A 22,843-nucleotide genomic window follows, 5' to 3' on the forward strand; every position below is an offset into this window, starting at 1 on the left:
ACAACGAGCACGGCCCGTCCGGAGCGAGCGACATCACAGTGTCGGGACAGCGCGGGCACAGCACGGAAGGGCAGGTTCAGGACATGAGCATCATCAGCTGGATCATCCTGGGGTTGTTGGCCGGAGTCATTGCCAAGGTCCTGCTGCCGGGCCGCGACCCGGGCGGCTTCATCGGCACGACCCTCATCGGCGTCGCGGGCGCGTTCATCGGCGGCTGGATATCGGCCCGCTGGCTGGACCACCCCATCACCAAGGACTTCTACGACGGCGCGACCTGGGCCGCGGCGATCGGCGGTTCGCTGGTGCTGCTGATCGTCTACCGCCTGCTGTTCGGCAACTCACGCGACTGACCGCCTCCGCGGCGACCGAACGAGCAGGGTGGTCACCCCATGGGCGCCCACCCTGCTCGTAGCCGTCCGCCGCGCAGCGGTCCGCTTGGCGGCTGTCCGCCTCGCAGCGGTCCGGCCGGCGGCTGTCCGGCTGGTGTCCGTCCGGTCGGCTACCGGTAGTTCACGAACTGCAGAGCGAAGTCGAAGTCCTGGCCCTTGAGCAGGGTGATGACGGTCTGCAAGTCGTCGCGGCTCTTGGAGCTGACGCGCAGTTCCTCGCCCTGCACCTGGGCCTTCACGCCCTTGGGGCCCTCGTCGCGGATGAGCTTGGCGACCTTCTTCGCGTTGTCCTGGGAGATGCCCTCCTTGATCTCCGCGAAGAGCTTGTACTCCTTGCCGGAGAGCTGGGGCTCGCCCGCCTCCAGCGCCTTGAGTGAGATCCCGCGCTTGATCAGCTTGGACTGGAAGACGTCGAGGACGGCGTTGACCCGGTCCTCGGAGTTCGCCTCCATCAGGATCTTGTCACCGGACCACGAGATCGAGGCGCCGACGCCTTTGAAGTCGTAGCGCTGCGAGATTTCCTTGCCGGCCTGGTTGAGGGCGTTGTCGACCTCCTGCCGCTCGACCTTCGAGACGATGTCGAAACTGGAGTCGGCCATGTCCTGTGGCTCCTTGTATCGGGGTGCTTGTCGGGTGCGTATCGGCGTGCGTGGGGGCGACCGCCGAGCCCGGCGTGATCCCGGGCCGCATCCGCACAAGCCTAGTCATCCCGCTCGCTCCGGGCGGCGAGGAATCAGGTGGCGAAGCACCCCTGGGCATCGGGTATCGTTTACGTCGTTGCCAGGGAGCACCGCCGAAAAGCGGTTCGAACAGGCGGCAAACCCGGCGGTGTGCCCGAGCGGCCAAAGGGAGCAGACTGTAAATCTGCCGGCTCAGCCTTCCCAGGTTCGAATCCTGGCGCCGCCACGCTGAGAACGAAGGGCCCGTGACCTGCTTGCACAGCAGGTCACGGGCCCTTCGTCATGCTCGCTGGTGGTGGGCGCACCGTCTTACGCCGTCTCGCATGCGAACGTCCTGTCCTCACGTGTGCGGACCGGGCGTGGACGGGATTTCCGGCACGTCAGCGGCGTTGCTCCAGTCGTGCGGGATTCGGCGTCGCTTGCGTCGGCTGCGTCGTCACAGTCGTCACCGTCGTCGCGAGGAAGTGGGCTTGCACCCGGAAGAGCGCGGCGGCCACGGCGGGCCCGTGGCCGGTGCGCGCCGCATCCGCAAGGAGCCGCCGTTCCACTCCTGGACCCGGCGGGCGGATGCCGTGGCGTGGCGAAGATCATACGGATGCTCGGCCGACGTCCATGCGAGTGGCGGAGTGCGCGCTCGCTGTCGCCCTGGGGCCCAAGCGGGCAGACGTGAACGGTTGGTGGCCCGTCCACTCGCCTGGCCCGTCCACCCGCCTGGCGCGTCGGCGCGATGAGGGTGCTCTCATTCGCTGCGTCACCGAACCCGTGCGGCATGCCGTGGCAATCCGTGCGGGCCGGAACATGCTGTGCCGCTGTGCGGCGGCCCGCTTCACTTCCCTTCGGTGGGGTCTTCCGGGGGTCCGGAGACCTCCGGTGAAGGCGTCTTCGCCGCTCGCTTCACCTCTGCCTCGATGTCGTTGCGTGGTCTGTTCACGTCCTTGGCGTGCTCGGTCACCGCGGCCTGTACGTCGCGGGCGAGGTCGCGCCAGGCGCGCCAGGCGGTTTCGTAGGTGTCGGTCTGGATCTCCGGCCAGGGGGTGGCCGTGGGTGCGCCGTACGTGTCCCGCAGCGCTTCGACCCTCGCGTGTGCCTCGTCGGCCGCGCGTTGCTTCTCCACGAGTTCCTCGAAGGTATGTGCCACGTGTACGGATGCTAGGGAGGGGATCGCACTTCCGCGCGGCGAGCGGGGCGCGTCCCGCCGTGGGGTACCCGCGTGGCCCACTGGGGCAGACTGACGACATGTCCAGCGCGTCCAGCCGTCGTAGAACCTGCCCCGTTTGCCGTCGTGAGATCGCCGTCGTCGCCGGACGGTTCGCCCGGCACGACCCTCCGGGGGCACGCGGGACCGGGGACCTCGTCTCCTGCCCCGGCTCGCGCAGTACGGCACAACTGGGCGCGGCACAGCCGTCGTTGGACGGATATGCGGTCCCGGAGTTTCCGGGACAGCTGCCCCTCTTCTAGCGGTCCTGCGGTCCTGCGGCCCAGCGTTGTGGTGTTCGCGTGTGCGCGTCCCCGGGCGTCCTGCGGTGCCCGGCGATTCTCAGTTCCCCGCCACCGCCTTGACCGCCACCGGAACCGGTGCCGAGCCGCTGATGAGCTCCAGGGTGAGGCCGGACGTCGCCGGGGTGTCCAGCAGTTCGGCCAGTACGGCGGCCACGTCGTCGCGCGGGACGGAGCCGCGGCCCGTGCGGGCCTCCAGGCGGACCAGGCCGGTTCCGGGATCGTTCGTGAGCGCGCCGGGGCGCAGGATCGTCCAGTCGAGGGAGTCGAGGCCCTGCACGTGCGCGTCCGCCTCGCCCTTGGCGCGCAGGTAGACGTCGAAGACCTCGTCACCCCGGTGGCCGGGGTCCGCGCCCATGGACGACACGACCAGGAAGCGCCGTACGCCCGCCCGGACCGCCGCGTCCGCGAACAGCACCGCCGCGCCCTTGTCCACGGTGTCCTTGCGGTTCACCCCGCTACCCGGACCGGCGCCCGCCGCGAACACCGCCGCGTCCGCGCCCCGCAGCCGCTCCGCGACCGCTTCGACGGACGCCGACTCCAGGTCCAGGACGACCGGTTCGGCGCCGGCCGCCCGGAGGTCGTCGCCCTGTTCCGCCTTGCGGATGATCCCCGCGACCTCGTCCCCGCGCGCGGCGAGCAGACGCTCCAGCCGCAGCGCGATCTGACCATGACCACCAGCGATGACAATGCGCATGGTTCCGACCGTACGCCCGGACAACCGCATCCGCCGCATGACCTCACCCGGGGCGGCGGCTCAACTCCCCGGCCCGCCCCAGCCGTCCTACGACAGCTGTCCACGCCCCTGCCTCGGCAGGCCCCACTCCGGGGCGGCCGTCGAGCTGCGGTACTCGCGGACGGCGCTGGTGCGGGCCACCACGCGGCCCTGGTGGATCACGATCCTGCTGTACGCCAGGGACAGGGCGCCCGCCAGCCGGTCGCCGCGAACGGCCAGGAGGTCGGCCGGGAAGCCCGCCTCCACGCGGACCTCGGGGAGGCCCAGCGCGGCCCGCGCGGACGTGCTCACGGCGTCGTAGGCGTCCTCGGCGCGCAGGCCGTGACGGGAGGCGAGGAGGTAGGCCGCCTCCAGGGGGTCGCCGCGGCCGACCGGGTTGGAGACGTCGCGCAACGCCCCGCTGCCCGCCGCGATCCGGACGCCGGCCGCGCGCAACAGCCGTACGGGCGCAGCGTCCCGGTGGTCGACGGTGCCGCAGCCGCCCTGGGGGAGGCAGACCACCGTCACGCCGGCGGCGGCGAGTTGGTCGGCGGTGCGGGTGGCGGTTTCGGCGGGGAGGTCGTCGAGGCCGCCGCAGGGGCTCAGGGTGACGCCGGGGCGCAGACCGCCGGCCATCGCGGCGAGGCGGGCGAGGCGGGCCGGGTCGGCGGCGTCGGTGTGCAGGTCGACGGGGCAGCCGTGCTCGGAGGCGACCTCCAGGACGGTCTCCACGTAGCCCGTCGGATCGGGGTCCAGGTCCGGGCAGCCGCCCACCACCGAGGCGCCCATCTTCACCGCGTCCCGCAGCATCGCGAGCCCGTCCGCCCCGGCGGCCCCGGTCAGTACGCGCGGCATCGCCACCGTCGTCAGTTCGGCGAGTCCGCGCAGCGAACGCCGGGCCCGCAGTACGGCGGCCAGCGCGCCGAGGCCCTGGACGTCGCCCACGTGCACATGGGCGCGCAGCGCCGTCGCGCCGTGGCCCAGTTGCAGCAACGCGGCCTCCGTGGCACGGCGCTGGACGTCCTCGGCGGTGTACGAGACCGGGCCGTCGGCGTCGGCCGTGAGCGCGGTGTCGGCGTGCGCGTGCGGCTCGGCGGGGGCGGGGAGCAGGAGGTAGCCGCCGAGGTCCACGCGCGTGCCGCCGCGGGCGGGGCCGGCCGTCAGGCTGCCCGCCGTGCCGACCGCCTCGATACGGCCGCGGCCCAGCCGTACGTCCACGGTCCGGCCGTCCGTCAGGCGCGCCCCGCTCAGCAGGAGGGCGGCCGGGTCCGGTGAACCTCCGAAGGCGCCGGACGAGGACGACGGCCAAGGGGGCGGTTGCGGCTGGCTGTCGGGCATCGCGCTCCAGGGGCTCGGCTCGGGGCTGCGCGGGGACGCGGGTGACGCGCGGTCGCGTGGACGCAAGATCACGCAGAGTGAGTCGAGCCTAGGACGGCGTTTCGGCGCCGGCGGGGAGGAGCGCAATAGTCGTACCGGTGTGGTCCGACGTGCGGGAGGGGCCCGGGAGGCCGCCGGGACCCTGCGGAAACGGCCCTCCGGGCGGTCCCGGAGGGCCTCGCGAAACGGATTTGGGTGAACGGCTGCGGACCGTGTAATGTCTTCATCGCTCGCCCCAATAGCTCAGTCGGTAGAGCGTCTCCATGGTAAGGAGAAGGTCTACGGTTCGATTCCGTATTGGGGCTCTGGTGGGTGAGGTTCCCGTCGTAAGGCGGGACCTGATCCCATCAAAGCGGTGTAGCTCAGTCGGTAGAGCAAGCGGCTCATAATCGCTGTGTCACCGGTTCAAGTCCGGTCACCGCTACTGACAGTAGCCGATTTTGGGGTCGGTCCTTCGATCGGCTACTCTTTCATGCGTTATATGTCCCATCCGTTCGTCAAGGAGCACTCCTGTGGCTGCCACCGACGTCCGCCCGAAGATCACGCTGGCCTGCGTGGAGTGCAAGGAGCGGAACTACATCACCAAGAAGAACCGGCGTAACAACCCGGACCGACTGGAGATGAAGAAGCACTGCCCGCGTTGCAATGCGCACACCGCGCACCGCGAAACGCGATAAATCAGGCTCGTATGCGAGGCCGTCCCCGAGTGATCGGGGGCGGCCTCGTGTCGTTGAGCGACCCGTACCGGTCGGTAGAGCAAGGCTGAGCGGTACAAGCACCAGAGCTACAGAGCTACAGAGCAGCGGAGCAGCAGAGCAACCAGGAGGTGCCGAGGCCATGGCGCTCGACCAGTCCTTCGTCGGGCGGAGCTACCCGCCCACCGATCCCTACGAGGTCGGTCGGGAGAAGATCCGCGAGTTCGCCGAGGCCGTGGGCGATGCCAACCCGGCGTACATCGACCCGGAGGCCGCCAAGGCGCTCGGGTACGCCGATGTGATCGCGCCGCCGACCTTCGTGTTCTCGATCACCTTCAAGGCGGCGGGGCAGGTCGTCCAGGACCCTCGGCTGGGTCTCGACTACAGCCGGGTGGTGCACGGTGACCAGAAGTTCGCCTACCGGCGCCCGGTGCGCGCCGGTGACCGGCTCACGGTCACCTCGACCATCGAGGCGGTCAAGTCCATGGCCGGCAACGACATCCTGGACATCCGTGGCGAGGTCCACGACGAGAGCGGCGAGCACGTCGTGACCGCCTGGACCAAGCTCGTCGCCCGCGCGGCGGAGCCGGCGGAATCCGCGGGATCCGTGGACGCCACGGACGGGAAGGCGTGAGGAACCGATGACGGCGAAGATCGCTTACGACGATGTCGAGGTCGGCACCGAGCTGCCGGCCCGGTCCTTCCCCGTGAACCGCGCGACGCTGGTGCAGTACGCGGGTGCCTCCGGGGACTTCAACCCCATCCACTGGAACGAGAAGTTCGCCAAGGAGGTGGGTCTGCCGGACGTCATCGCGCACGGCATGTTCACCATGGCCGAGGCGGTCCGCGTCGTCACCGACTGGATCGGCGACCCGGGCGCGGTCGTCGACTACGGCGTTCGCTTCATCAAGCCCGTCGTCGTCCCGAACGACGACCAGGGCGCCGTGATCGAGGTCACCGGCAAGGTGGGCGCCAAGCTCGACGACAACACCGTGCGGGTCGATCTGACGGTGACCAGCGGCGGGCAGAAGGTCCTCGGGATGTCCCGGGCGGTCGTACGGCTGGCCTGATCCCGGGCGGCACACACGACATAAGGGGCGCTCTCCTGAAGGGGCGCCCCTTACACGTGAGAGGAGGCGCACCTTGCGCGGGGCAGGCCTTGACTTGGTTAGTGATTGAGCACTAACTTAGCCGCATGGTCAGGATGAGCGCAGACGAGAGGCGCGAGAGCGTCATCCGCGCGGCGACGAGCGAGTTCGCCCGGGGTGGCTATCACGGCACCTCCACCGAGGCGATCGCCCGGCGGGTGGGTGTCTCGCAGCCGTATCTCTTCCGGCTCTTCGCAGGCAAGAAGGCGATCTTCCTCGCGGCGTCCGAGCGCTGCATGGACGACACCGTCCGCACGTTCGAGGAGGCCGCCAGGGGGCTGGAGGGCGAAGAGGCCCTGCACGCCATGGCGAACGCGTACACCAGGGTCATCGCGGAGCAGCCCGAACGGCTGATGATGCAGATGCAGACGTATGTCGCGGTGGCCGCCGCGGAGGCGGAGGGCGACCACGGCTTCGGGGAGGCCGTGCGTGCCGGGTGGATGCGGCTCTGGGACACCGTCCATGTGCCCCTCGGCGCCGACGTGAACGAGACGACGACCTTCATGGCGTACGGCATGCTCGTCAACTGCCTGGTGGCCATGGGGTTCGCGCCCGGGGACCGGGTCTGGGAAGGGATGTACCCCTCGGCCCGGATCAAGGGCCGACTGGAGAAGTAGCGCGGGCGGCGGGGTTGGTCGCCGCCGCGAAGGGCGCCTTTTTTTGGGCGCAAAAGTTAGTCATCAATTACTAACCGGAGTTCGATCACCCGCTGGGGGAGCGATGTCAGAGCAGACCGCACGTCGCGGGGGAGCCGTCTGGGCCCTCGTCATCACCAGTGTCGCCGGGTTCATGGCGGCCCTCGACAACCTCGTCGTCACCACCGCCCTGCCGTCCATCCGCGAGGATCTCGGCGGCGGGCTCGGCGACCTCGAATGGACCGTGAGCGCCTACACGCTCACCTTCGCCGTGCTGCTGATGTTCGGCGCGGCGCTCGGCGACCGCTTCGGCCGCCGGCGGATGTTCCTCGCCGGACTCACCGTCTTCACCGCCGCCTCCGCCGCCGCGGCCATGGCCCCCGGCATCGACTCCCTCATCGCCGCCCGCGCGGTCCAGGGTGTCGGCGCGGCCGTCATGATGCCGCTGACGCTCACCCTCCTCACGGCCGCCGTGCCCGCCGCCAAGCGCGGAATGGCCTACGGCATCTGGGGCGCGGTCAACGGACTCGCGGTCGCCTCCGGGCCGCTCATCGGCGGCAGCCTCACCGAACACGTGTCCTGGCACTGGATCTTCTGGCTGAACGTTCCGCTGGGCCTCGCCCTGCTGCCGCTCGCCCGGCTGCGCCTCGCCGAGTCCTACGGCACCGGTGCCCCGCTCGACTTCCCCGGCACCCTGCTCGCCAGCGGCGGCCTCTTCGGCCTCGTCTACGGCCTGGTGCGCGGGCCGGCCGACGGCTGGACCAGCCCGCTCGTGCTGACCGGCCTGTTCGCGGGCGGCGTCCTGCTCGTCGGGTTCGTCCTGCACGGGCTGCGGGCCAAGAACCCCATGCTGCCGATGCGTCTCTTCCGGTCCCGCGCCTTCGCCGGGATCAACGCCGCGAGCCTGCTGATGTTCCTCGGGATGTTCGGCTCGATCTTCCTGCTCAGCCAGTACATGCAGGGCGTCCTCGGCTACTCGCCCACCGAGGCCGGCCTCAGGATGCTGCCGTGGACCGGCATGCCGATGCTCGTCGCGCCGATCGCCGGCATCCTCTCCGACCGCGTCGGCGGCCGGCCGGTCGTCGCCACCGGGCTCTTCCTCCAGGCCGCCGGGCTCGGCTGGATGGCCGCCGTGGCGACCGTCGACGCCTCCTACGCCGTCCAGCTGCCCGGTCTGATCGTCAGCGGCATCGGCATGGCGCTGTTCTTCGCCCCCGCCTCCGCCCTGGTCATGTCCAGCGTCCGACCGCAGGAGCAGGGGATGGCCTCCGGCGCCAACAACGCGCTGCGGGAGGTCGGCGGGGCCCTCGGCATCGCGATCATGTCGTCGATCTTCGCGGCGCAGGGCGGCTACGAGTCCGGCTCGGCCTTCGTCGACGGGCTGCGGCCCGCGCTGGTCACGGGCTCCGCGGTGGTGGCCCTCGCCGGGTTCGCCGCCCTGCTGATACCGGCCCGGCGGCGAGCGGACCTCGCGGTGACGGACTCCCAGGCGGGTCCTGCGGCGGGTCCCGAGGCGGCCTCCGAGGCGGCGCCCGTGCCGGAGCCCGCCGCCCGCTGAGACACACGGCGGAGACACACGGCAGAGACACACGGCACATGAGTGCCCGGACACGTCCGGCACGCGTGCGTACGGCCCCGTCCACCTCGGCGGGGCCGTACGCGCGCGTGCCGTGACCCGCGAGGGCTGTCGGCCGGATCGGGCTGCCGGGGGCCGGGGCAGGCGGGGCTGTCGGTGGTGTCTCGTAGGCTGGGGCGCGTGCTGGAACTCCACGATGCCCCGCTCGCCCCGCTGACCACCTTCCGGCTGGGCGGTCCCGCCACCAGGCTGGTGACCGCGACGACCGACGCCGAGGTGATCGCGGCCGTCCGCGAGGCCGACGCCGACGGTACGCCGCTGCTGATCGTCGGCGGTGGCTCGAACCTCGTCATCGGCGACAAGGGCTTCGAGGGCACCGCCCTGCGCATCGCCACGCGCGGCTGCGAACTCGTCGGGACACGACTGGAGCTGGCCGCGGGCGAGATCTGGACCGACGCGGTCGCCCGCACGGTGGAGGCCGGGCTGGCCGGCGTCGAGTGCCTGGCCGGCATCCCCGGCTCGGCGGGCGCGACCCCCATCCAGAACGTCGGGGCGTACGGCCAGGAGGTCTCCACGACGATCACCGAGGTGATCGCGTACGACCGCCGGGCGGGCGGGACGGTGACGCTCACCAACGAGGAGTGCGCCTTCTCCTACCGGCACAGCCGCTTCAAGGCCGATCCCGAGCGGTATGTCGTCCTGCGCGTCCGCTTCGCGCTCGAGGACGCGGACGGGCTGTCGGCGCCCCTGAAATACGCCGAGACGGCACGCGCGCTGGGCGTCGAGCCCGGCGACCGGGTGCCGCTCGCCGAGGCCCGCGAGACCGTGCTGAAGCTGCGCGCCGGGAAGGGCATGGTCCTCGACCCGGAGGATCACGACACCTGGTCGGCCGGCTCCTTCTTCACCAACCCGATCCTCACCGACGCCGACTTCGCCGCGTTCCACGCGCGCGTGAAGGAGCGGCTGGGCGACGGCGCGGAGCCGCCCGCCTACCCGGCGGGGGCGGGACACACCAAGACCTCCGCGGCCTGGCTGATCGACAAGGCGGGCTTCACCAAGGGGTACGGCAGCGGGCCCGCCCGGATCTCCACCAAGCACACCCTCGCCCTCACCAACCGCGGCGCGGCCACCACGGAGGACCTGCTGGCGCTGGCCCGTGAGGTCGTGGCCGGGGTGCGCGAGGCCTTCGGGGTCACGCTGGTCAACGAGCCGGTGATGGTGGGCGCCGGGCTCTAGCGCGCCCCCGCTCGCCACACCCCCTGCGCGCCGCGCGCCCGTGCGCCGCGCTATGCCAGCCAGTCGTCCACGCCCGCCAGCAGCTTCGCCCTGACGTCCTCCGGCGCCGCCGAGGCTCGTACGGACTGGCGGGCCAGTTCCGCCAACTCCTCGTCCGTGAAGGCGTGGTGCCGGCGGGCGATGTCGTACTGCGCCGCCAGACGTGAGCCGAACAGCAGCGGGTCGTCGGCGCCCAGGGCCATCGGCACCCCGGCCTCGAAGAGCGTCCGCAGCGGAACGTCCTCCGGCTTCTCGTACACGCCCAGCGCCACGTTCGACGCCGGGCACACCTCGCAGGTCACGCCCCGGTCGGCGAGCCTCTTCAGCAGCCGCGGATCCTCGGCCGCCCGCACCCCGTGCCCCAGCCGGTTCGCGTCCAGGTCGTCCAGGCAGTCGCGGACGGACGAGGGGCCGGTCAACTCGCCGCCGTGCGGGGCGGACAGCAGCCCGCCCTCCCGGGCGATCGCGAAGGCCCGGTCGAAGTCCCTGGCCATGCCCCGGCGTTCGTCGTTCGACAGCCCGAAACCGACCACGCCCCGGTCCGCGTACCGCACGGCCAGCCGGGCCAGGGTGCGGGCGTCCAGCGGGTGCTTCATCCGGTTCGCCGCGACCAGCACCCGCATGCCGAGCCCGGTGTCACGCGAGGCCGTCTCCACCGCGTCCAGGATGATCTCCAGCGCCGGGATCAGCCCGCCCAGCCGGGGCGCGTACGACGTCGGGTCCACCTGGATCTCCAGCCAGCCCGAGCCGTCCTTCAGGTCCTCCTCCGCGGCTTCCCGCACCAGCCGCTGGATGTCCTCCGGCTCGCGGACGCAACTGCGCGCCGCGTCGTACAGACGCTGGAAGCGGAACCAGCCCCGTTCGTCCGTGGCCCGCAGCCTGGGTGGCTCCCCGCTGGTCAGCGCCTCGTTCAGCGCGTCCGGCAGGTGCACGCCGTACTTGTCGGCCAGTTCCAGCACGGTGGTGGCCCGCATCGACCCGGTGAAGTGCAGGTGCAGATGGGCTTTCGGCAGCTCAGAGACATCACGTACACGCTCCATTCCAGGATCCTGCCGTACCTTCCGGTCGTCCCGGTAGCGCTTTCCCCGATCGTGGTCTTGCTCGCACAAAGCAACGGGCCGCCTCCCGGGGGGAGACGGCCCGCAGACTGCTCACGTGAGTGGTCCGAACTCAGTCCCTGGCCTCCGCCAGGAGCTTCTGGATGCGGCTCACGCCCTCGACGAGGTCCTCGTCGCCCAGCGCGTACGACAGCCGCAGGTAGCCCGGCGTGCCGAAGGCCTCACCCGGGACCACCGCGACCTCGGCCTCCTCCAGGATGAGCGCGGCCAGCTCGACGGAGTCCTGCGGACGCTTGCCGCGGATCTCCTTGCCGAGCAGCGCCTTCACCGAGGGGTACGCGTAGAACGCGCCCTCGGGCTCCGGGCACAGGACGCCGTCGATCTCGTTCAGCATCCGCACGATCGTCTTGCGGCGCCGGTCGAAGGCCTCGCGCATCTTCTCGACCGCCGACAGGTCGCCGGAGACGGCGGCCAGCGCGGCGATCTGCGCCACGTTGGAGACGTTCGAGGTGGCGTGCGACTGGAGGTTCGTGGCGGCCTTGACGACATCCTTCGGACCGATGATCCAGCCCACCCGCCAGCCGGTCATCGCGTACGTCTTCGCCACGCCGTTGACCACGATGCACTTGTCGCGCAGCTCGGGGAGGATCCCCGGCAGCGAGGTGAACTTCGCGTCGCCGTAGACGAGGTGCTCGTAGATCTCGTCCGTCATCACCCACAGGCCGTGCTCGACGGCCCAGCGGCCGATCGCCTCGGCGTCCTCGGCGTTGTAGACGGCGCCGGTCGGGTTGGACGGGGAGACGAAGAGGACGACCTTCGTGTTCTCCGTACGGGCCGCCTCCAGCTGCTCGACCGAGACCCGGTAGCCGGTCGTCTCGTCGGCCACGACCTCCACCGGGACACCGCCGGCCAGCCGGATGGACTCGGGGTAGGTCGTCCAGTACGGAGCCGGGACGATGACCTCGTCGCCCGGGTCGAGGATCGCGGCGAAGGCGTTGTAGATCGCCTGCTTGCCGCCGTTGGTGACCAGGATCTGCGAGGCGTCCACCTCGTAGCCCGAATCACGCAGCGTCTTCGCGGCGATCGCGGCCTTCAGTTCGGGGAGACCACCGGCCGGCGTGTAGCGGTGGTACTTGGGGTTCTTGCAGGCCTCGACGGCCGCCTCGACGACATAGTCCGGGGTCGGGAAGTCGGGCTCGCCCGCGCCGAAGCCGATCACCGGACGTCCGGCGGCCTTCAGGGCCTTGGCCTTGGCGTCCACGGCAAGGGTGGCGGACTCGGAGATCGCGCCGACGCGGGCGGAGACCCGGCGCTCGGTGGGAGGGATTGCAGCGCTCATGGCACCCATGGTTTCAGACCGGAAACCGCCCCGGTACACGGGTTTCACGGACTGGTCAGCCGACTGAACATCAGAGTGATTACGATCAAGGCCGCTTTCCGTTCGACGAGGCGCTCAAGACCACGTACACTCACACGTCGTTGGCCTTCGACAGCCCGCCCCAACAGGTGCACACCGAGCACCCGGTCGGATGCGGTACGTTGGGGAACACACAAAGGGTCGTAGCTCAATTGGTAGAGCACTGGTCTCCAAAACCAGCGGTTGGGGGTTCAAGTCCCTCCGGCCCTGCTACACACTCCGTCACCAGGATGTGTGCGCAGCGCATGAACGTCCAGCAATGCATCGCCGTGCGGCTCAGACCGGGCGCGGCACGGCCACGACCCGGGAACAGGTGAGGACGAATGGCGGATGCCGTGGGCTCCATCGACACGCCTGATGCCCAGGACGAGGTGCCTGAGGCGCAGAAGAAGACCCGCAAGGGCGGCAAGCGCGCCAAGAAGGGCCCGCTGAAGCGTCTCGCGCTCTTCTATCGGCAGATCGTCGCAGAGCTCCGCAAGGTCGTATGGCCCACGCGGAACCAGCTGACGACCTACACGACCGTGGTGATTGTCTTTGTCGTCATCATGATCGGCCTGGTGACCGTGATTGACTATGGACTCAGCCACGCCGCCAAGTACGTTTTTGGCTGAGCCTAGAGCGAAGGGCGCCGAGGTATCCGGCGCCCCTTTCGCATGTTCCACCCCTATGTATCCAGGAAGAAGCAGCCACCGTGTCTGACCAGAACCTGAACGACGCCATCGAGCCGGAAGAGTCCGTGGACGACGAGCTCGACATCGTCGAGGGCGCGGACGAGGTGGACGAGTTCGAGGCTGCCGAGGCCGAAGCGGGCGAACCCGCGGAGGAAGCCGCACTCCACGTCGAGGACGAGGAAGCCGACGAGGACGTCGAGACCGAGGACGTCGTCGACGAGGCCGAGGAAGAAGAGCCGGCCGAGCCCGTCGACCCCGTTGTCGCCCTGCGCGAGGAGCTGCGCACCCTCCCCGGCGAGTGGTACGTCATCCACACGTACGCCGGCTACGAGAACCGCGTGAAGACCAACCTGGAGCAGCGCGCCGTCTCGCTCAACGTCGAGGACTACATCTTCGCGGCCGAGGTGCCGCAGGAAGAGGTCGTCCAGATCAAGAACGGCGACCGCAAGACCATCCGTCAGAACAAGCTCCCCGGCTACGTGCTGGTGCGCATGGACCTGACGAACGAGTCCTGGGGCGTCGTCCGCAACACTCCCGGCGTCACCGGCTTCGTGGGCAACGCGTACGACCCGTACCCGCTGACCCTGGACGAGATCGTCAAGATGCTCGCCCCGGAGGCCGAGGAGAAGGCCGCGCGTGAGGCCGCCGAGGCCGAGGGCAAGCCGGCTCCGTCCCGCAAGGTCGAGGTCCAGGTGCTGGACTTCGAGGTGGGCGACTCGGTCACCGTCACCGACGGCCCGTTCGCGACGCTCCAGGCCACGATCAACGAGATCAACGCCGACTCGAAGAAGGTCAAGGGCCTCGTCGAGATCTTCGGTCGCGAGACCCCGGTCGAGCTCAGCTTCGACCAGATCCAGAAGAACTGATCCTCCTCTGGAGCACAAGCCTCCGATCAGGTCAGACCACGCTCTCGCTGAGGGCAGCTCCCGCTTGCGGGGGACGGTCTGACCTGCTCGGTTTTTGGCCGCGCATGGATACCCGTTATCGTTGTGCGGTATGCCTCCATCCGGATCATCCGGACCGGACGGCTGAAAACTCTCACTAGGACCCGGAGAGAGCAATGCCTCCCAAGAAGAAGAAGGTCACGGGGCTCATCAAGCTCCAGATCAACGCTGGTGCGGCCAACCCGGCCCCGCCGGTCGGCCCCGCGCTCGGCCAGCACGGCGTCAACATCATGGAGTTCTGCAAGGCCTACAACGCCGCGACCGAGTCGCAGCGTGGCTGGGTGATCCCGGTGGAGATCACGGTCTACGAGGACCGCTCCTTCACCTTCATCACCAAGACGCCGCCGGCCGCGAAGATGATCCTCAAGGCCGCGGGTGTCGAGAAGGGCTCTGGCGAGCCGCACAAGACCAAGGTCGCCAAGATCACCGAGGCGCAGGTCCGCGAGATCGCCACGACCAAGCTTCCCGACCTGAACGCCAACGACCTGGACGCCGCGTCGAAGATCATCGCCGGCACCGCCCGCTCCATGGGCATCACGGTCGAAGGCTGATCCCCAGCCCCGTAGCACCTTCGTAGCACCGTGGCAGGGCCTGCTCGGCCCATACCACGACTCCTCAAGACACACAGGAGCAGTAGTGAGCAAGCGCAGCAAGTCCCTCCGCGCTGCGGACGCCAAGATCGACCGGGAGAAGCTCTACGCCCCGCTCGAGGCCGTCCGTCTCGCCAAGGAGACCTCCACGAGCAAGTTCGACGGCACCGTCGAGGTCGCCTTCCGCCTGGGTGTCGACCCGCGCAAGGCCGACCAGATGGTCCGTGGCACCGTGAACCTGCCGCACGGCACCGGCAAGACCGCCCGGGTCCTGGTCTTCGCGACCGGTGACCGTGCTGCGGCCGCGGAGGCCGCGGGCGCCGACATCGTCGGCTCCGACGAACTGATCGACGAGGTCGCGAAGGGTCGTCTGGACTTCGACGCCGTCGTCGCCACCCCGGACCTCATGGGCAAGGTCGGCCGCCTCGGCCGCGTGCTCGGTCCGCGTGGTCTGATGCCGAACCCGAAGACCGGCACCGTCACCCCCGACGTGGCCAAGGCCGTCACGGAGATCAAGGGCGGCAAGATCGAGTTCCGCGTCGACAAGCACTCGAACCTGCACTTCATCATCGGCAAGTCGTCCTTCGACGACACCCAGCTGGTGGAGAACTACGGCGCGGCCCTGGAGGAGATCCTCCGTCTGAAGCCGTCCGCCGCCAAGGGTCGTTACATCAAGAAGGCCGCGATCAGCACCACGATCGGCCCCGGCATCCTGGTCGACCCGAACCGCACCCGCAACCTTCTCGTCGAGGAGGACCCGGCCGCGGTCTGAGCCTGACAGCTCACCCTCAGTCGGTGACGAGCCCCGCAACCTTTCGAGGTGCGGGGCTCGTCCCTTTTGCCGTACGTATCTTTTTCGTACGACTGTCAGTGCTGTGCGTTAGCGTTCAGTGACAGGAATCCATGGGGGTGGGACGAATGAAGCGCACGAACCTGCGCCGCGCGGGCCTCTCGATCGTCGCGGCGGCTCTGCTGACGGGGGTGACGGCCTGCGGCGGCTCCGGTGGCTCCGGTGACTCCGACGGTTCGGGCGGCTCCGGCGGCTCCGGGAAGGGCGGGGACGGCAGCCCCCGGCTCAGCCCCGTCGCGGCCCTGCTCACCGCCGAGAAGTCCACCGACGGCGCCGACTCCGCGAAGGTCGAGTCGACCACGACCATGGGCTCCGTGATGTCGATGACCGCGGACGGCGCGCTCGGCTGGGGGGACGGCCTCACCGGCACGCTCACCATCACGTACACCGGCGGCACCATGGCCGACACCATGCGGCAGATGGGCACCACGTCGATGGAGGCCCGCTATCTGCCCGACGCCTACTACGCGAGGATGGGCGACACCTTCGCGGAGCAGGCGGGCGGCAGGCACTGGATCAGATACGCGTACGACGACCTGGAGAGCCTCGGCGGCAGCTCCGGCGCGTATCTGAAGGACCAGATGCAGAACACCACCCCCAACCAGTCGGTGAAGCTGCTGCTGGCCTCCGGGGACGTGCGGGAGGTCGGCGAGGAGAAGGTGCGGGGGCAGCGGACCACGCACTACTCGGGGACGGTCGAGGTGGCGGACCTCGCCGAGAAGAACTCCAACCTCAGCCAGAGCCAGCTCGACGACCTGAGGAAGACGCTGGAGCAGGCGGGCGTCACCACCGAGACGGTCGACATCTGGGTCGACGACCGGGATCTGCTGGTCAAGAAGGTCGAGAAGGGCGAGACCACCGCGGGCGCCTACGCCCAGACCGCGTACTACACCGACTACGGCACCGAGGTCTCCGCCGAGGTGCCCCCGGCGAGCGACACCGCGGACTTCTCGGAGCTGGTGAAGCAGCAGGGGGCGGGTTCCGGCTCGTAATTCACGGGACCTCTCCCGATCCCCTGGGATACGTTCACGGTCTTGCTGTGAATCGACCGTGCGTTCGCTGTATCTGCTTCTGGGGGAAGTTGGATGAGGTCTTCCGTGGGTGTCCTCGGGCTGTCCGCGCTGCTCGTCGCGGGGTGTGCGGCGGCGGGCGGCACGGAGAGCGGGGGCGACTCCGCCGCCGCGGCCGCCGTCGCCCGGGCCGCGGAGAAGGCGGAGGAGACCGTGTCCCTGCGCTACCGCATGACCGGCCGGACGCCGGAGGAGGGCCGGATCAAGGCCGAGGCGGCGATCGGCGTCGAGCCGCCGGCCATGAGCCTGAAGTCCACCGTGCTCAGCGGGCCCGACCAGGGCACGGGGGAGTTCCGGCTGGTCGGCGGGGTGCTGTACGTCGGCACCGACGAAGTCGGCGAGAACGGCAAGCACTGGATCAGGTTCGGGGCGCCCGGCAGCTCCGACACCCCCAGCGGCATCAAGGTCGACACCGGCACGATGGTGGACCGGGTCCGGGACAACCCCTCCCACGAGGGCGGCTTCCTCGCGGCGGCCGACGACCTGAGGAAGGCCGGATCCGAGACCGTCGACGGCGTCCGCACCACCCACTACACGGGCACGGCCACCGTCGACGACATCCGCGCCTCCTACCGGGACGAGGACAAGGGCGTCCGGCAGCGGACCGAGAAGAGCCTCGCCCAGTACGAGAAGCAGGGCGTGGACGAACTCACCATGGACCTGTGGGTCGACGCCGAGGACCGGACGCGCCGGCTGCGGGTGCAGGGCTTCGGGCGGCACGGCGAGCTCGACCTCACCCTCACGTTCCTCGACTTCGGCAAGCCCGTGACCGTGAAGGCGCCGCCCGCCTCGGACACGCTGGACATGGCCGAGGAGCTGAAGAAGGGCCGCGACTGAGGTCCGTACCGGACCCGTACGGGCGGATTTGCTTGACGGCGCCCCGTTCACGTACTCTCCTCGAGAAGCCAAAGACCGCTGGTCGTTGCCGTGCTCTCGCAAGAGGGGGCGGTGGCCGAAGGATCCGCTGCAATGCGGACGACCCGCGCAGGTGTCAGTGGATACGCTCCCGGATCGAAATCCTTCCACGGAATTCGTTCGGTCGAGCTACGCCCCGTGCGCCTGCGCCGGGGCGTTTCGTTTGTCCCAGCCCCTTCTGAGCGGTCCTCATCACCCGGAAGGAGGCCGACGCTCTATGGCAAGGCCCGACAAGGCTGCCGCGGTAGCCGAGCTCGCGGACCAGTTCCGCAGCTCGAACGCCGCTGTGCTGACCGAGTACCGGGGTCTCACCGTGGCGCAGCTCAAGACGCTGCGTCGTTCGCTCGGTGAAGACGCCCAGTACGCCGTGGTGAAGAACACGCTGACCAAGATCGCGGCCAACGAGGCCGGGATCTCGACGCTCGACGACCTGTTCAACGGTCCGACGGCGGTTGCCTTCATCACTGGTGACCCGGTGACGTCGGCGAAGGGTCTTCGTGACTTCGCCAAGGACAACCCGAACCTCGTCATCAAGGGCGGTGTCCTTGACGGTAAGGCGCTGTCCGCCGACGAGATCAAGAAGCTTGCGGACCTCGAGTCCCGCGAGGTTCTGCTCGCCAAGCTGGCGGGCGCCATGAAGGGCAAGCAGTCCCAGGCTGCCTCGCTCTTCCAGGCGCTTCCGTCGAAGTTCGTCCGCACCGCGGAGGCGCTTCGCGTCAAGCTGGCCGAGCAGGGCGGTGCCGAGTAACTCGGCTCGCACTCTGACCGCCGCATGACGTGGCGGTCGACGCGGGCCGAACGTACGCCCGCCGACATGTACATCCGGCACCTGCCGAATTGAATGGAAGGATCGCCCACCATGGCGACGAAGCTGTCCCAGGAAGAGCTGCTCGCGCAGTTCGAGTCCCTCACCCTCATCGAGCTCTCCGAGTTCGTGAAGGCGTTCGAGGAGAAGTTCGACGTCACCGCCGCCGCCGCGGTCGCCGCTGCCCCGGCCGGCCCCGCCGCCGCCGCTGAGGTCGCCGAGGAGCAGGACGAGTTCGACGTCATCCTCACCGGTGCCGGCGAGAAGAAGATCCAGGTCATCAAGGTCGTGCGTGAGCTGACCTCCCTGGGTCTGAAGGAGGCCAAGGACCTCGTCGACGGCGCTCCGAAGCCCGTCCTCGAGAAGGTCGCCAAGGAGGCCGCTGAGAAGGCCGCCGAGTCCCTCAAGGCCGCCGGCGCCTCGGTCGAGGTCAAGTAACACCTCCCGGTCGGCGACGACCGGACGCGAAGGCTGAATCAGTCCCTCCGGGGCTGTAACGCTGACGCACCGAAGAGCGATCATCCATCTGGGTGGTCGCTCTTCGGCGTTCCTGGGAGCGTGGCCACGGTTGCCTTGCACCTGCTTGACCGGGGGGTATGGTGATCTTCATCGTGTCTCCAGCGCCCGAGTTCGCGCAGGGGGGCCTTGACGAACCGCACGCAGCGCGCAATTCTCAGGACGCGTCGTCACAAGGATCCGAATCCGAGGCATGGATCGACGGCGAAGAGGGCAGTATCACCGTGCGTTGAGGGCTAGCAGACCGAGGGCGTTGAGAACTACGAGGGTCTCCAGAAACCCGCACTGGACATCAGTGTGCCAAGTGGCTACACTGACCCTTTGCGCTGCCTGTTAGCTGTTCCCTGCCCGTCACCAGGGGCATGCCCTCACTTGAGCCGGACGACCAGACAATCCCCCACCTGGGATTTCTGTCTCTGTGCGCAGGAGAGGAGCCGGTACGCGCGTAGTGAGTCCGAGCCCTCGGAAGGACCCCCTCTTGGCCGCCTCGCGCAACGCCTCGATCGCGAATACGAACAACGCCGCCAGCACCGCCCCGCTGCGCATCTCCTTTGCAAAGATCAGGGAGCCCCTCGAGGTTCCGAACCTTCTCGCGCTGCAAACCGAGAGCTTTGACTGGCTGCTCGGCAACGACGCCTGGAAGGGTCGCGTCGAGGCCGCCCTGGAGTCCGGTCAGGACGTCCCCACCAAGTCCGGTCTGGAGGAGATCTTCGAGGAGATCTCTCCGATCGAGGACTTCTCCGGGTCGATGTCGCTGACCTTCCGCGACCACCGTTTCGAGCCTCCGAAGAACAGCATCGACGAGTGCAAGGACCGCGACTTCACGTACGCGGCCCCGCTCTTCGTGACGGCCGAGTTCACCAACAACGAGACCGGCGAGATCAAGTCCCAGACGGTCTTCATGGGCGACTTCCCGCTCATGACCAACAAGGGCACCTTCGTCATCAACGGCACCGAGCGTGTCGTGGTGTCGCAGCTGGTCCGTTCGCCGGGCGTCTACTTCGACTCCTCGATCGACAAGACGTCCGACAAGGACATCTTCTCCGCCAAGGTCATCCCGTCCCGGGGTGCCTGGCTGGAGCTCGAGATCGACAAGCGCGACATGGTCGGTGTCCGCATCGACCGCAAGCGCAAGCAGTCCGTCACCGTCCTTCTGAAGGCTCTCGGCTGGACCACCGAGCAGATCCTCGAGGAGTTCGGCGAGTACGAGTCCATGCGCGCCACCCTGGAGAAGGACCACACCCAGGGCCAGGACGACGCGCTGCTGGACATCTACCGCAAGCTGCGTCCGGGCGAGCCGCCCACGCGTGAGGCCGCGCAGACGCTGCTCGAGAACCTCTACTTCAACCCCAAGCGCTACGACCTGGCCAAGGTCGGCCGCTACAAGGTCAACAAGAAGCTCGGTGGCGAGGCCCCGCTCAACGCGGGTGTCCTGACCGTCGAGGACGTCATCGCGACGATCAAGTACCTGGTGAAGCTGCACGCCGGGGAGACCGAGACGGTCGGCGAGTCCGGTCGCTCGATCATGGTCGAGACCGACGACATCGACCACTTCGGCAACCGTCGTATCCGCAGCGTCGGCGAGCTCATCCAGAACCAGGTCCGCACGGGTCTGGCTCGTATGGAGCGCGTCGTGCGCGAGCGCATGACGACCCAGGACGTCGAGGCGATCACGCCGCAGACCCTGATCAACATCCGGCCGGTCGTCGCCTCCATCAAGGAGTTCTTCGGCACCAGCCAGCTGTCGCAGTTCATGGACCAGAACAACCCGCTGTCGGGCCTGACGCACAAGCGTCGTCTCAACGCCCTCGGCCCGGGTGGTCTGTCCCGTGAGCGGGCCGGCTTCGAGGTCCGTGACGTGCACCCGTCCCACTACGGACGCATGTGCCCGATCGAGACCCCCGAAGGCCCGAACATCGGTCTGATCGGTTCGCTCGCCTCCTACGGCCGCGTCAACGCGTTCGGTTTCGTGGAGACGCCGTACCGCCGGGTCACCGACGGTGTCGTCACCGACGAGGTCGACTACCTGACGGCCGACGAAGAGGACCGGTTCGTCATCGCGCAGGCCAACGCCACGCTCGACGACGACCTGCGCTTCACCGAGAACCGCGTCCTGGTCCGCCGCCGTGGCGGTGAGGTCGACTACGTCCCCGGTGACGACGTGGACTACATGGACGTCTCGCCGCGCCAGATGGTGTCGGTCGCGACCGCCATGATCCCGTTCCTCGAGCACGACGACGCCAACCGTGCCCTCATGGGCGCGAACATGATGCGTCAGGCCGTGCCGCTCATCAAGAGCGAGGCCCCGCTCGTCGGCACCGGCATGGAGTACCGCTCCGCCGTCGACGCCGGTGACGTGGTCAAGGCCGAGAAGGACGGTGTGGTCCAGGAGGTCTCCGCGGACTACATCACCACGACCAACGACGACGGCACGTACATCACGTACCGCCTGGCCAAGTTCTCCCGGTCCAACCAGGGCACCTCGGTCAACCAGAAGGTCATCGTCAACGAGGGCGACCGGATCATCACCGGTCAGGTCCTCGCCGACGGCCCGGCCACCGAGAACGGCGAGATGGCCCTGGGCAAGAACCTGCTCGTGGCGTTCATGCCGTGGGAGGGTCACAACTACGAGGACGCGATCATCCTGTCGCAGCGCCTCGTGCAGGACGACGTCCTCTCCTCGATCCACATCGAGGAGCACGAGGTCGACGCCCGTGACACCAAGCTCGGCCCGGAGGAGATCACCCGGGACATCCCGAACGTCTCCGAGGAGGTCCTCGCCGACCTCGACGAGCGCGGCATCATCCGTATCGGTGCCGAGGTCGTCGCCGGTGACATCCTCGTCGGCAAGGTCACGCCCAAGGGTGAGACCGAGCTGACCCCGGAGGAGCGCCTGCTGCGCGCCATCTTCGGTGAGAAGGCCCGTGAGGTCCGTGACACCTCGCTGAAGGTGCCGCACGGCGAGATCGGCAAGGTCATCGGCGTCCGCGTCTTCGACCGTGAAGAGGGCGACGAGCTGCCGCCGGGCGTGAACCAGCTGGTTCGGGTCTACGTGGCGCAGAAGCGCAAGATCACGGACGGTGACAAGCTCGCCGGCCGTCACGGCAACAAGGGTGTCATCTCCAAGATCCTGCCCATCGAGGACATGCCGTTCCTCGAGGACGGGACCCCGGTCGACATCATCCTCAACCCGCTGGGTGTGCCGTCCCGAATGAACCCGGGACAGGTGCTGGAGATCCACCTCGGCTGGCTCGCCAGCCGCGGCTGGGACGTCTCCGGTCTCGGCGAGGACTGGGCGCAGCGCCTTCAGGGCATCGGCGCGGACCAGGTCGCCCCGGGTACCAACGTGGCCACCCCGGTCTTCGACGGTGCGCGTGAGGACGAGCTCGCGGGTCTGCTGAACCACACCATTCCGAACCGCGACGGCGAGCGCATGGTGCTCCCGACCGGTAAGGCGCGGATGTTCGACGGCCGTAGCGGTGAGCCGTTCCCGGACCCGATCTCGGTCGGCTACATGTACATCCTGAAGCTGCACCACCTGGTCGACGACAAGCTGCACGCCCGCTCGACCGGTCCGTACTCGATGATCACCCAGCAGCCGCTGGGTGGTAAGGCGCAGTTCGGCGGTCAGCGCTTCGGTGAGATGGAGGTGTGGGCGCTGGAGGCTTATGGCGCCGCGTACGCCCTCCAGGAGCTGCTGACGATCAAGTCCGACGACGTCACCGGCCGCGTGAAGGTCTACGAGGCCATCGTCAAGGGCGAGAACATCCCCGAGCCTGGCATCCCCGAGTCCTTCAAGGTGCTCATCAAGGAGATGCAGTCTCTCTGCCTGAACGTGGAGGTGCTGTCCAGTGACGGTATGTCCATCGAGATGCGCGACACCGACGAGGATGTCTTCCGCGCTGCGGAGGAGCTCGGCATCGACCTGTCCCGGCGTGAGCCGAGCAGCGTCGAAGAGGTCTGACGGGAGTTCGGCAGGGCTCACGACGTTGAGCCCTGCCGGCCCCGGGACCCCCGTAT

23 protein-coding genes and 4 tRNA genes are annotated in these 22,843 nt (G+C 68.9%); 21 read left to right on the forward strand and 6 right to left on the reverse strand.

Annotation, left to right across the window (positions count from 1 at the left end):
- Nucleotides 1-83 precede the first annotated feature (83 nt).
- Complete coding sequence (locus ASD48_RS19030) at nucleotides 84-350, forward strand: GlsB/YeaQ/YmgE family stress response membrane protein (protein ID WP_020132690.1); 267 nt, start codon at nucleotides 84-86, stop codon at nucleotides 348-350.
- A 149-nt stretch (nucleotides 351-499) separates the two neighbouring features.
- On the opposite strand, the gene ASD48_RS19035 is transcribed toward ASD48_RS19030, so the two are convergent.
- On the reverse strand, nucleotides 500-988 hold the full coding sequence (locus ASD48_RS19035; protein ID WP_020132689.1) for a YajQ family cyclic di-GMP-binding protein: 489 nt from the start codon (nucleotides 986-988) through the stop codon (nucleotides 500-502).
- Nucleotides 989-1,213: 225 nt separating this feature from the next.
- On the opposite strand from ASD48_RS19035, the gene ASD48_RS19040 reads away from it, so the two are divergent.
- A tRNA-Tyr gene (locus tag ASD48_RS19040) sits at nucleotides 1,214-1,295 on the forward strand.
- Nucleotides 1,296-1,895: 600 nt separating this feature from the next.
- On the opposite strand, the gene ASD48_RS19045 is transcribed toward ASD48_RS19040, so the two are convergent.
- Nucleotides 1,896-2,207, reverse strand: coding sequence for a hypothetical protein (locus tag ASD48_RS19045; RefSeq protein ID WP_057602846.1), 312 nt, complete (start codon nucleotides 2,205-2,207; stop codon nucleotides 1,896-1,898).
- Nucleotides 2,208-2,305: 98 nt separating this feature from the next.
- Between ASD48_RS19045 and ASD48_RS45325 the strand changes: the two genes are divergently transcribed.
- Nucleotides 2,306-2,527, forward strand: a complete 222-nt coding sequence (locus tag ASD48_RS45325; RefSeq protein ID WP_079073915.1) for a hypothetical protein — start codon at nucleotides 2,306-2,308, stop codon at nucleotides 2,525-2,527.
- A gap of 79 nt (nucleotides 2,528-2,606) precedes the next feature.
- Here the strand turns inward: ASD48_RS45325 and ASD48_RS19050 are convergent, their stop codons facing one another.
- Nucleotides 2,607-3,263 (reverse strand): SDR family oxidoreductase, encoded by a 657-nt coding sequence (locus ASD48_RS19050; RefSeq protein WP_057602847.1) that lies wholly within the window; start codon nucleotides 3,261-3,263, stop codon nucleotides 2,607-2,609.
- An 87-nt stretch (nucleotides 3,264-3,350) separates the two neighbouring features.
- Entirely contained in the window at nucleotides 3,351-4,619 is a 1,269-nt protein-coding gene (locus tag ASD48_RS19055) for a hydrolase (protein WP_057602848.1), read from the reverse strand.
- Between the two features lie 271 nt (nucleotides 4,620-4,890).
- On the opposite strand from ASD48_RS19055, the gene ASD48_RS19060 reads away from it, so the two are divergent.
- The 8 genes from ASD48_RS19060 (at nucleotide 4,891) to ASD48_RS19095 (ending at nucleotide 9,948) form a co-directional block, all read left to right on the forward strand.
- A tRNA-Thr gene (locus ASD48_RS19060) sits at nucleotides 4,891-4,963 on the forward strand.
- 46 nt (nucleotides 4,964-5,009) lie between these two features.
- Nucleotides 5,010-5,082, forward strand: a tRNA-Met gene (locus ASD48_RS19065).
- Nucleotides 5,083-5,170: 88 nt separating this feature from the next.
- Nucleotides 5,171-5,335 carry a 50S ribosomal protein L33 gene (rpmG, locus tag ASD48_RS19070; protein ID WP_003948671.1) on the forward strand — a complete coding sequence of 55 codons (165 nt, stop codon included), beginning with the start codon at nucleotides 5,171-5,173 and terminating at the stop codon, nucleotides 5,333-5,335.
- Nucleotides 5,336-5,495: 160 nt separating this feature from the next.
- Complete coding sequence (locus tag ASD48_RS19075) at nucleotides 5,496-5,987, forward strand: MaoC family dehydratase N-terminal domain-containing protein (RefSeq protein WP_057602849.1); 492 nt, start codon at nucleotides 5,496-5,498, stop codon at nucleotides 5,985-5,987.
- Between the two features lie 7 nt (nucleotides 5,988-5,994).
- On the forward strand, nucleotides 5,995-6,423 hold the full coding sequence (locus tag ASD48_RS19080) for a MaoC family dehydratase (RefSeq protein WP_057602850.1): 429 nt from the start codon (nucleotides 5,995-5,997) through the stop codon (nucleotides 6,421-6,423).
- A gap of 125 nt (nucleotides 6,424-6,548) precedes the next feature.
- Nucleotides 6,549-7,118: a TetR/AcrR family transcriptional regulator gene (locus ASD48_RS19085; protein WP_020132682.1), complete on the forward strand. Its 570-nt coding sequence runs from the start codon at nucleotides 6,549-6,551 to the stop codon at nucleotides 7,116-7,118.
- 103 nt (nucleotides 7,119-7,221) lie between these two features.
- Entirely contained in the window at nucleotides 7,222-8,694 is a 1,473-nt protein-coding gene (locus ASD48_RS19090; RefSeq protein WP_057602851.1) for a DHA2 family efflux MFS transporter permease subunit, read from the forward strand.
- 198 nt (nucleotides 8,695-8,892) lie between these two features.
- The gene (locus tag ASD48_RS19095; RefSeq protein WP_057602852.1) at nucleotides 8,893-9,948 is read left to right on the forward strand and encodes a UDP-N-acetylmuramate dehydrogenase; all 1,056 of its coding nucleotides are present in this window, start codon (nucleotides 8,893-8,895) and stop codon (nucleotides 9,946-9,948) included.
- A 50-nt stretch (nucleotides 9,949-9,998) separates the two neighbouring features.
- Here ASD48_RS19095 and ASD48_RS19100 read toward each other — a convergent pair whose 3' ends face one another.
- Together ASD48_RS19100 and ASD48_RS19105 are read right to left on the reverse strand one after the other, a co-directional pair.
- Complete coding sequence (locus ASD48_RS19100; protein ID WP_057602853.1) at nucleotides 9,999-11,027, reverse strand: adenosine deaminase; 1,029 nt, start codon at nucleotides 11,025-11,027, stop codon at nucleotides 9,999-10,001.
- Between the two features lie 130 nt (nucleotides 11,028-11,157).
- On the reverse strand, nucleotides 11,158-12,384 hold the full coding sequence (locus tag ASD48_RS19105; protein WP_057603526.1) for a pyridoxal phosphate-dependent aminotransferase: 1,227 nt from the start codon (nucleotides 12,382-12,384) through the stop codon (nucleotides 11,158-11,160).
- Between the two features lie 215 nt (nucleotides 12,385-12,599).
- Between ASD48_RS19105 and ASD48_RS19110 the strand changes: the two genes are divergently transcribed.
- The 10 genes from ASD48_RS19110 to rpoB all read left to right on the forward strand — a co-directional run bounded on the left by ASD48_RS19110 (nucleotide 12,600) and on the right by rpoB (nucleotide 22,787).
- Nucleotides 12,600-12,672: transfer RNA gene (locus tag ASD48_RS19110), tRNA-Trp, on the forward strand.
- A gap of 113 nt (nucleotides 12,673-12,785) precedes the next feature.
- Complete coding sequence (gene secE, locus ASD48_RS19115) at nucleotides 12,786-13,073, forward strand: preprotein translocase subunit SecE (RefSeq protein WP_020132677.1); 288 nt, start codon at nucleotides 12,786-12,788, stop codon at nucleotides 13,071-13,073.
- A gap of 80 nt (nucleotides 13,074-13,153) precedes the next feature.
- On the forward strand, nucleotides 13,154-13,999 hold the full coding sequence (gene nusG / locus ASD48_RS19120; RefSeq protein ID WP_020132676.1) for a transcription termination/antitermination protein NusG: 846 nt from the start codon (nucleotides 13,154-13,156) through the stop codon (nucleotides 13,997-13,999).
- Between the two features lie 194 nt (nucleotides 14,000-14,193).
- The gene (rplK, locus tag ASD48_RS19125; protein WP_020132675.1) at nucleotides 14,194-14,628 is read left to right on the forward strand and encodes a 50S ribosomal protein L11; all 435 of its coding nucleotides are present in this window, start codon (nucleotides 14,194-14,196) and stop codon (nucleotides 14,626-14,628) included.
- Nucleotides 14,629-14,713: 85 nt separating this feature from the next.
- Nucleotides 14,714-15,439 (forward strand): 50S ribosomal protein L1, encoded by a 726-nt coding sequence (gene rplA, locus ASD48_RS19130; protein ID WP_020132674.1) that lies wholly within the window; start codon nucleotides 14,714-14,716, stop codon nucleotides 15,437-15,439.
- Nucleotides 15,440-15,585: 146 nt separating this feature from the next.
- The gene (locus ASD48_RS19135; RefSeq protein WP_057602854.1) at nucleotides 15,586-16,509 is read left to right on the forward strand and encodes a hypothetical protein; all 924 of its coding nucleotides are present in this window, start codon (nucleotides 15,586-15,588) and stop codon (nucleotides 16,507-16,509) included.
- 93 nt (nucleotides 16,510-16,602) lie between these two features.
- Nucleotides 16,603-17,424 (forward strand): hypothetical protein, encoded by an 822-nt coding sequence (locus ASD48_RS19140; protein WP_057602855.1) that lies wholly within the window; start codon nucleotides 16,603-16,605, stop codon nucleotides 17,422-17,424.
- Nucleotides 17,425-17,719: 295 nt separating this feature from the next.
- On the forward strand, nucleotides 17,720-18,250 hold the full coding sequence (gene rplJ, locus ASD48_RS19145) for a 50S ribosomal protein L10 (RefSeq protein WP_020132671.1): 531 nt from the start codon (nucleotides 17,720-17,722) through the stop codon (nucleotides 18,248-18,250).
- Nucleotides 18,251-18,361: 111 nt separating this feature from the next.
- Entirely contained in the window at nucleotides 18,362-18,745 is a 384-nt protein-coding gene (gene rplL, locus ASD48_RS19150) for a 50S ribosomal protein L7/L12 (RefSeq protein WP_057602856.1), read from the forward strand.
- A 556-nt stretch (nucleotides 18,746-19,301) separates the two neighbouring features.
- A complete protein-coding gene (gene rpoB, locus ASD48_RS19155) occupies nucleotides 19,302-22,787 on the forward strand; it encodes a DNA-directed RNA polymerase subunit beta (RefSeq protein WP_020132669.1) in 3,486 nt (1,161 codons plus the stop codon).
- Nucleotides 22,788-22,843 lie beyond the last annotated feature (56 nt).

This window comes from Streptomyces sp. Root1310, assembly GCF_001426425.1.
In the GTDB taxonomy this organism is placed as follows: domain Bacteria; phylum Actinomycetota; class Actinomycetes; order Streptomycetales; family Streptomycetaceae; genus Streptomyces.

Coding starts and splice junctions, on each gene's coding strand:
- ASD48_RS19030 (WP_020132690.1), top strand. CDS start 84: ATGAGCATCATCAGCTGGATCATCCTGGGGTTGTTGGCCGGAGTCATT.
- ASD48_RS19035 (WP_020132689.1), bottom strand. CDS start 988: ATGGCCGACTCCAGTTTCGACATCGTCTCGAAGGTCGAGCGGCAGGAG.
- ASD48_RS45325 (WP_079073915.1), top strand. CDS start 2,306: ATGTCCAGCGCGTCCAGCCGTCGTAGAACCTGCCCCGTTTGCCGTCGT.
- ASD48_RS19050 (WP_057602847.1), bottom strand. CDS start 3,263: ATGCGCATTGTCATCGCTGGTGGTCATGGTCAGATCGCGCTGCGGCTG.
- ASD48_RS19055 (WP_057602848.1), bottom strand. CDS start 4,619: ATGCCCGACAGCCAGCCGCAACCGCCCCCTTGGCCGTCGTCCTCGTCC.
- ASD48_RS19075 (WP_057602849.1), top strand. CDS start 5,496: ATGGCGCTCGACCAGTCCTTCGTCGGGCGGAGCTACCCGCCCACCGAT.
- ASD48_RS19080 (WP_057602850.1), top strand. CDS start 5,995: ATGACGGCGAAGATCGCTTACGACGATGTCGAGGTCGGCACCGAGCTG.
- ASD48_RS19085 (WP_020132682.1), top strand. CDS start 6,549: ATGGTCAGGATGAGCGCAGACGAGAGGCGCGAGAGCGTCATCCGCGCG.
- ASD48_RS19090 (WP_057602851.1), top strand. CDS start 7,222: ATGTCAGAGCAGACCGCACGTCGCGGGGGAGCCGTCTGGGCCCTCGTC.
- ASD48_RS19100 (WP_057602853.1), bottom strand. CDS start 11,027: ATGGAGCGTGTACGTGATGTCTCTGAGCTGCCGAAAGCCCATCTGCAC.
- ASD48_RS19105 (WP_057603526.1), bottom strand. CDS start 12,384: ATGAGCGCTGCAATCCCTCCCACCGAGCGCCGGGTCTCCGCCCGCGTC.
- secE (WP_020132677.1), top strand. CDS start 12,786: ATGGCGGATGCCGTGGGCTCCATCGACACGCCTGATGCCCAGGACGAG.
- rplK (WP_020132675.1), top strand. CDS start 14,194: ATGCCTCCCAAGAAGAAGAAGGTCACGGGGCTCATCAAGCTCCAGATC.
- ASD48_RS19135 (WP_057602854.1), top strand. CDS start 15,586: ATGAAGCGCACGAACCTGCGCCGCGCGGGCCTCTCGATCGTCGCGGCG.
- ASD48_RS19140 (WP_057602855.1), top strand. CDS start 16,603: ATGAGGTCTTCCGTGGGTGTCCTCGGGCTGTCCGCGCTGCTCGTCGCG.
- rplJ (WP_020132671.1), top strand. CDS start 17,720: ATGGCAAGGCCCGACAAGGCTGCCGCGGTAGCCGAGCTCGCGGACCAG.
- rplL (WP_057602856.1), top strand. CDS start 18,362: ATGGCGACGAAGCTGTCCCAGGAAGAGCTGCTCGCGCAGTTCGAGTCC.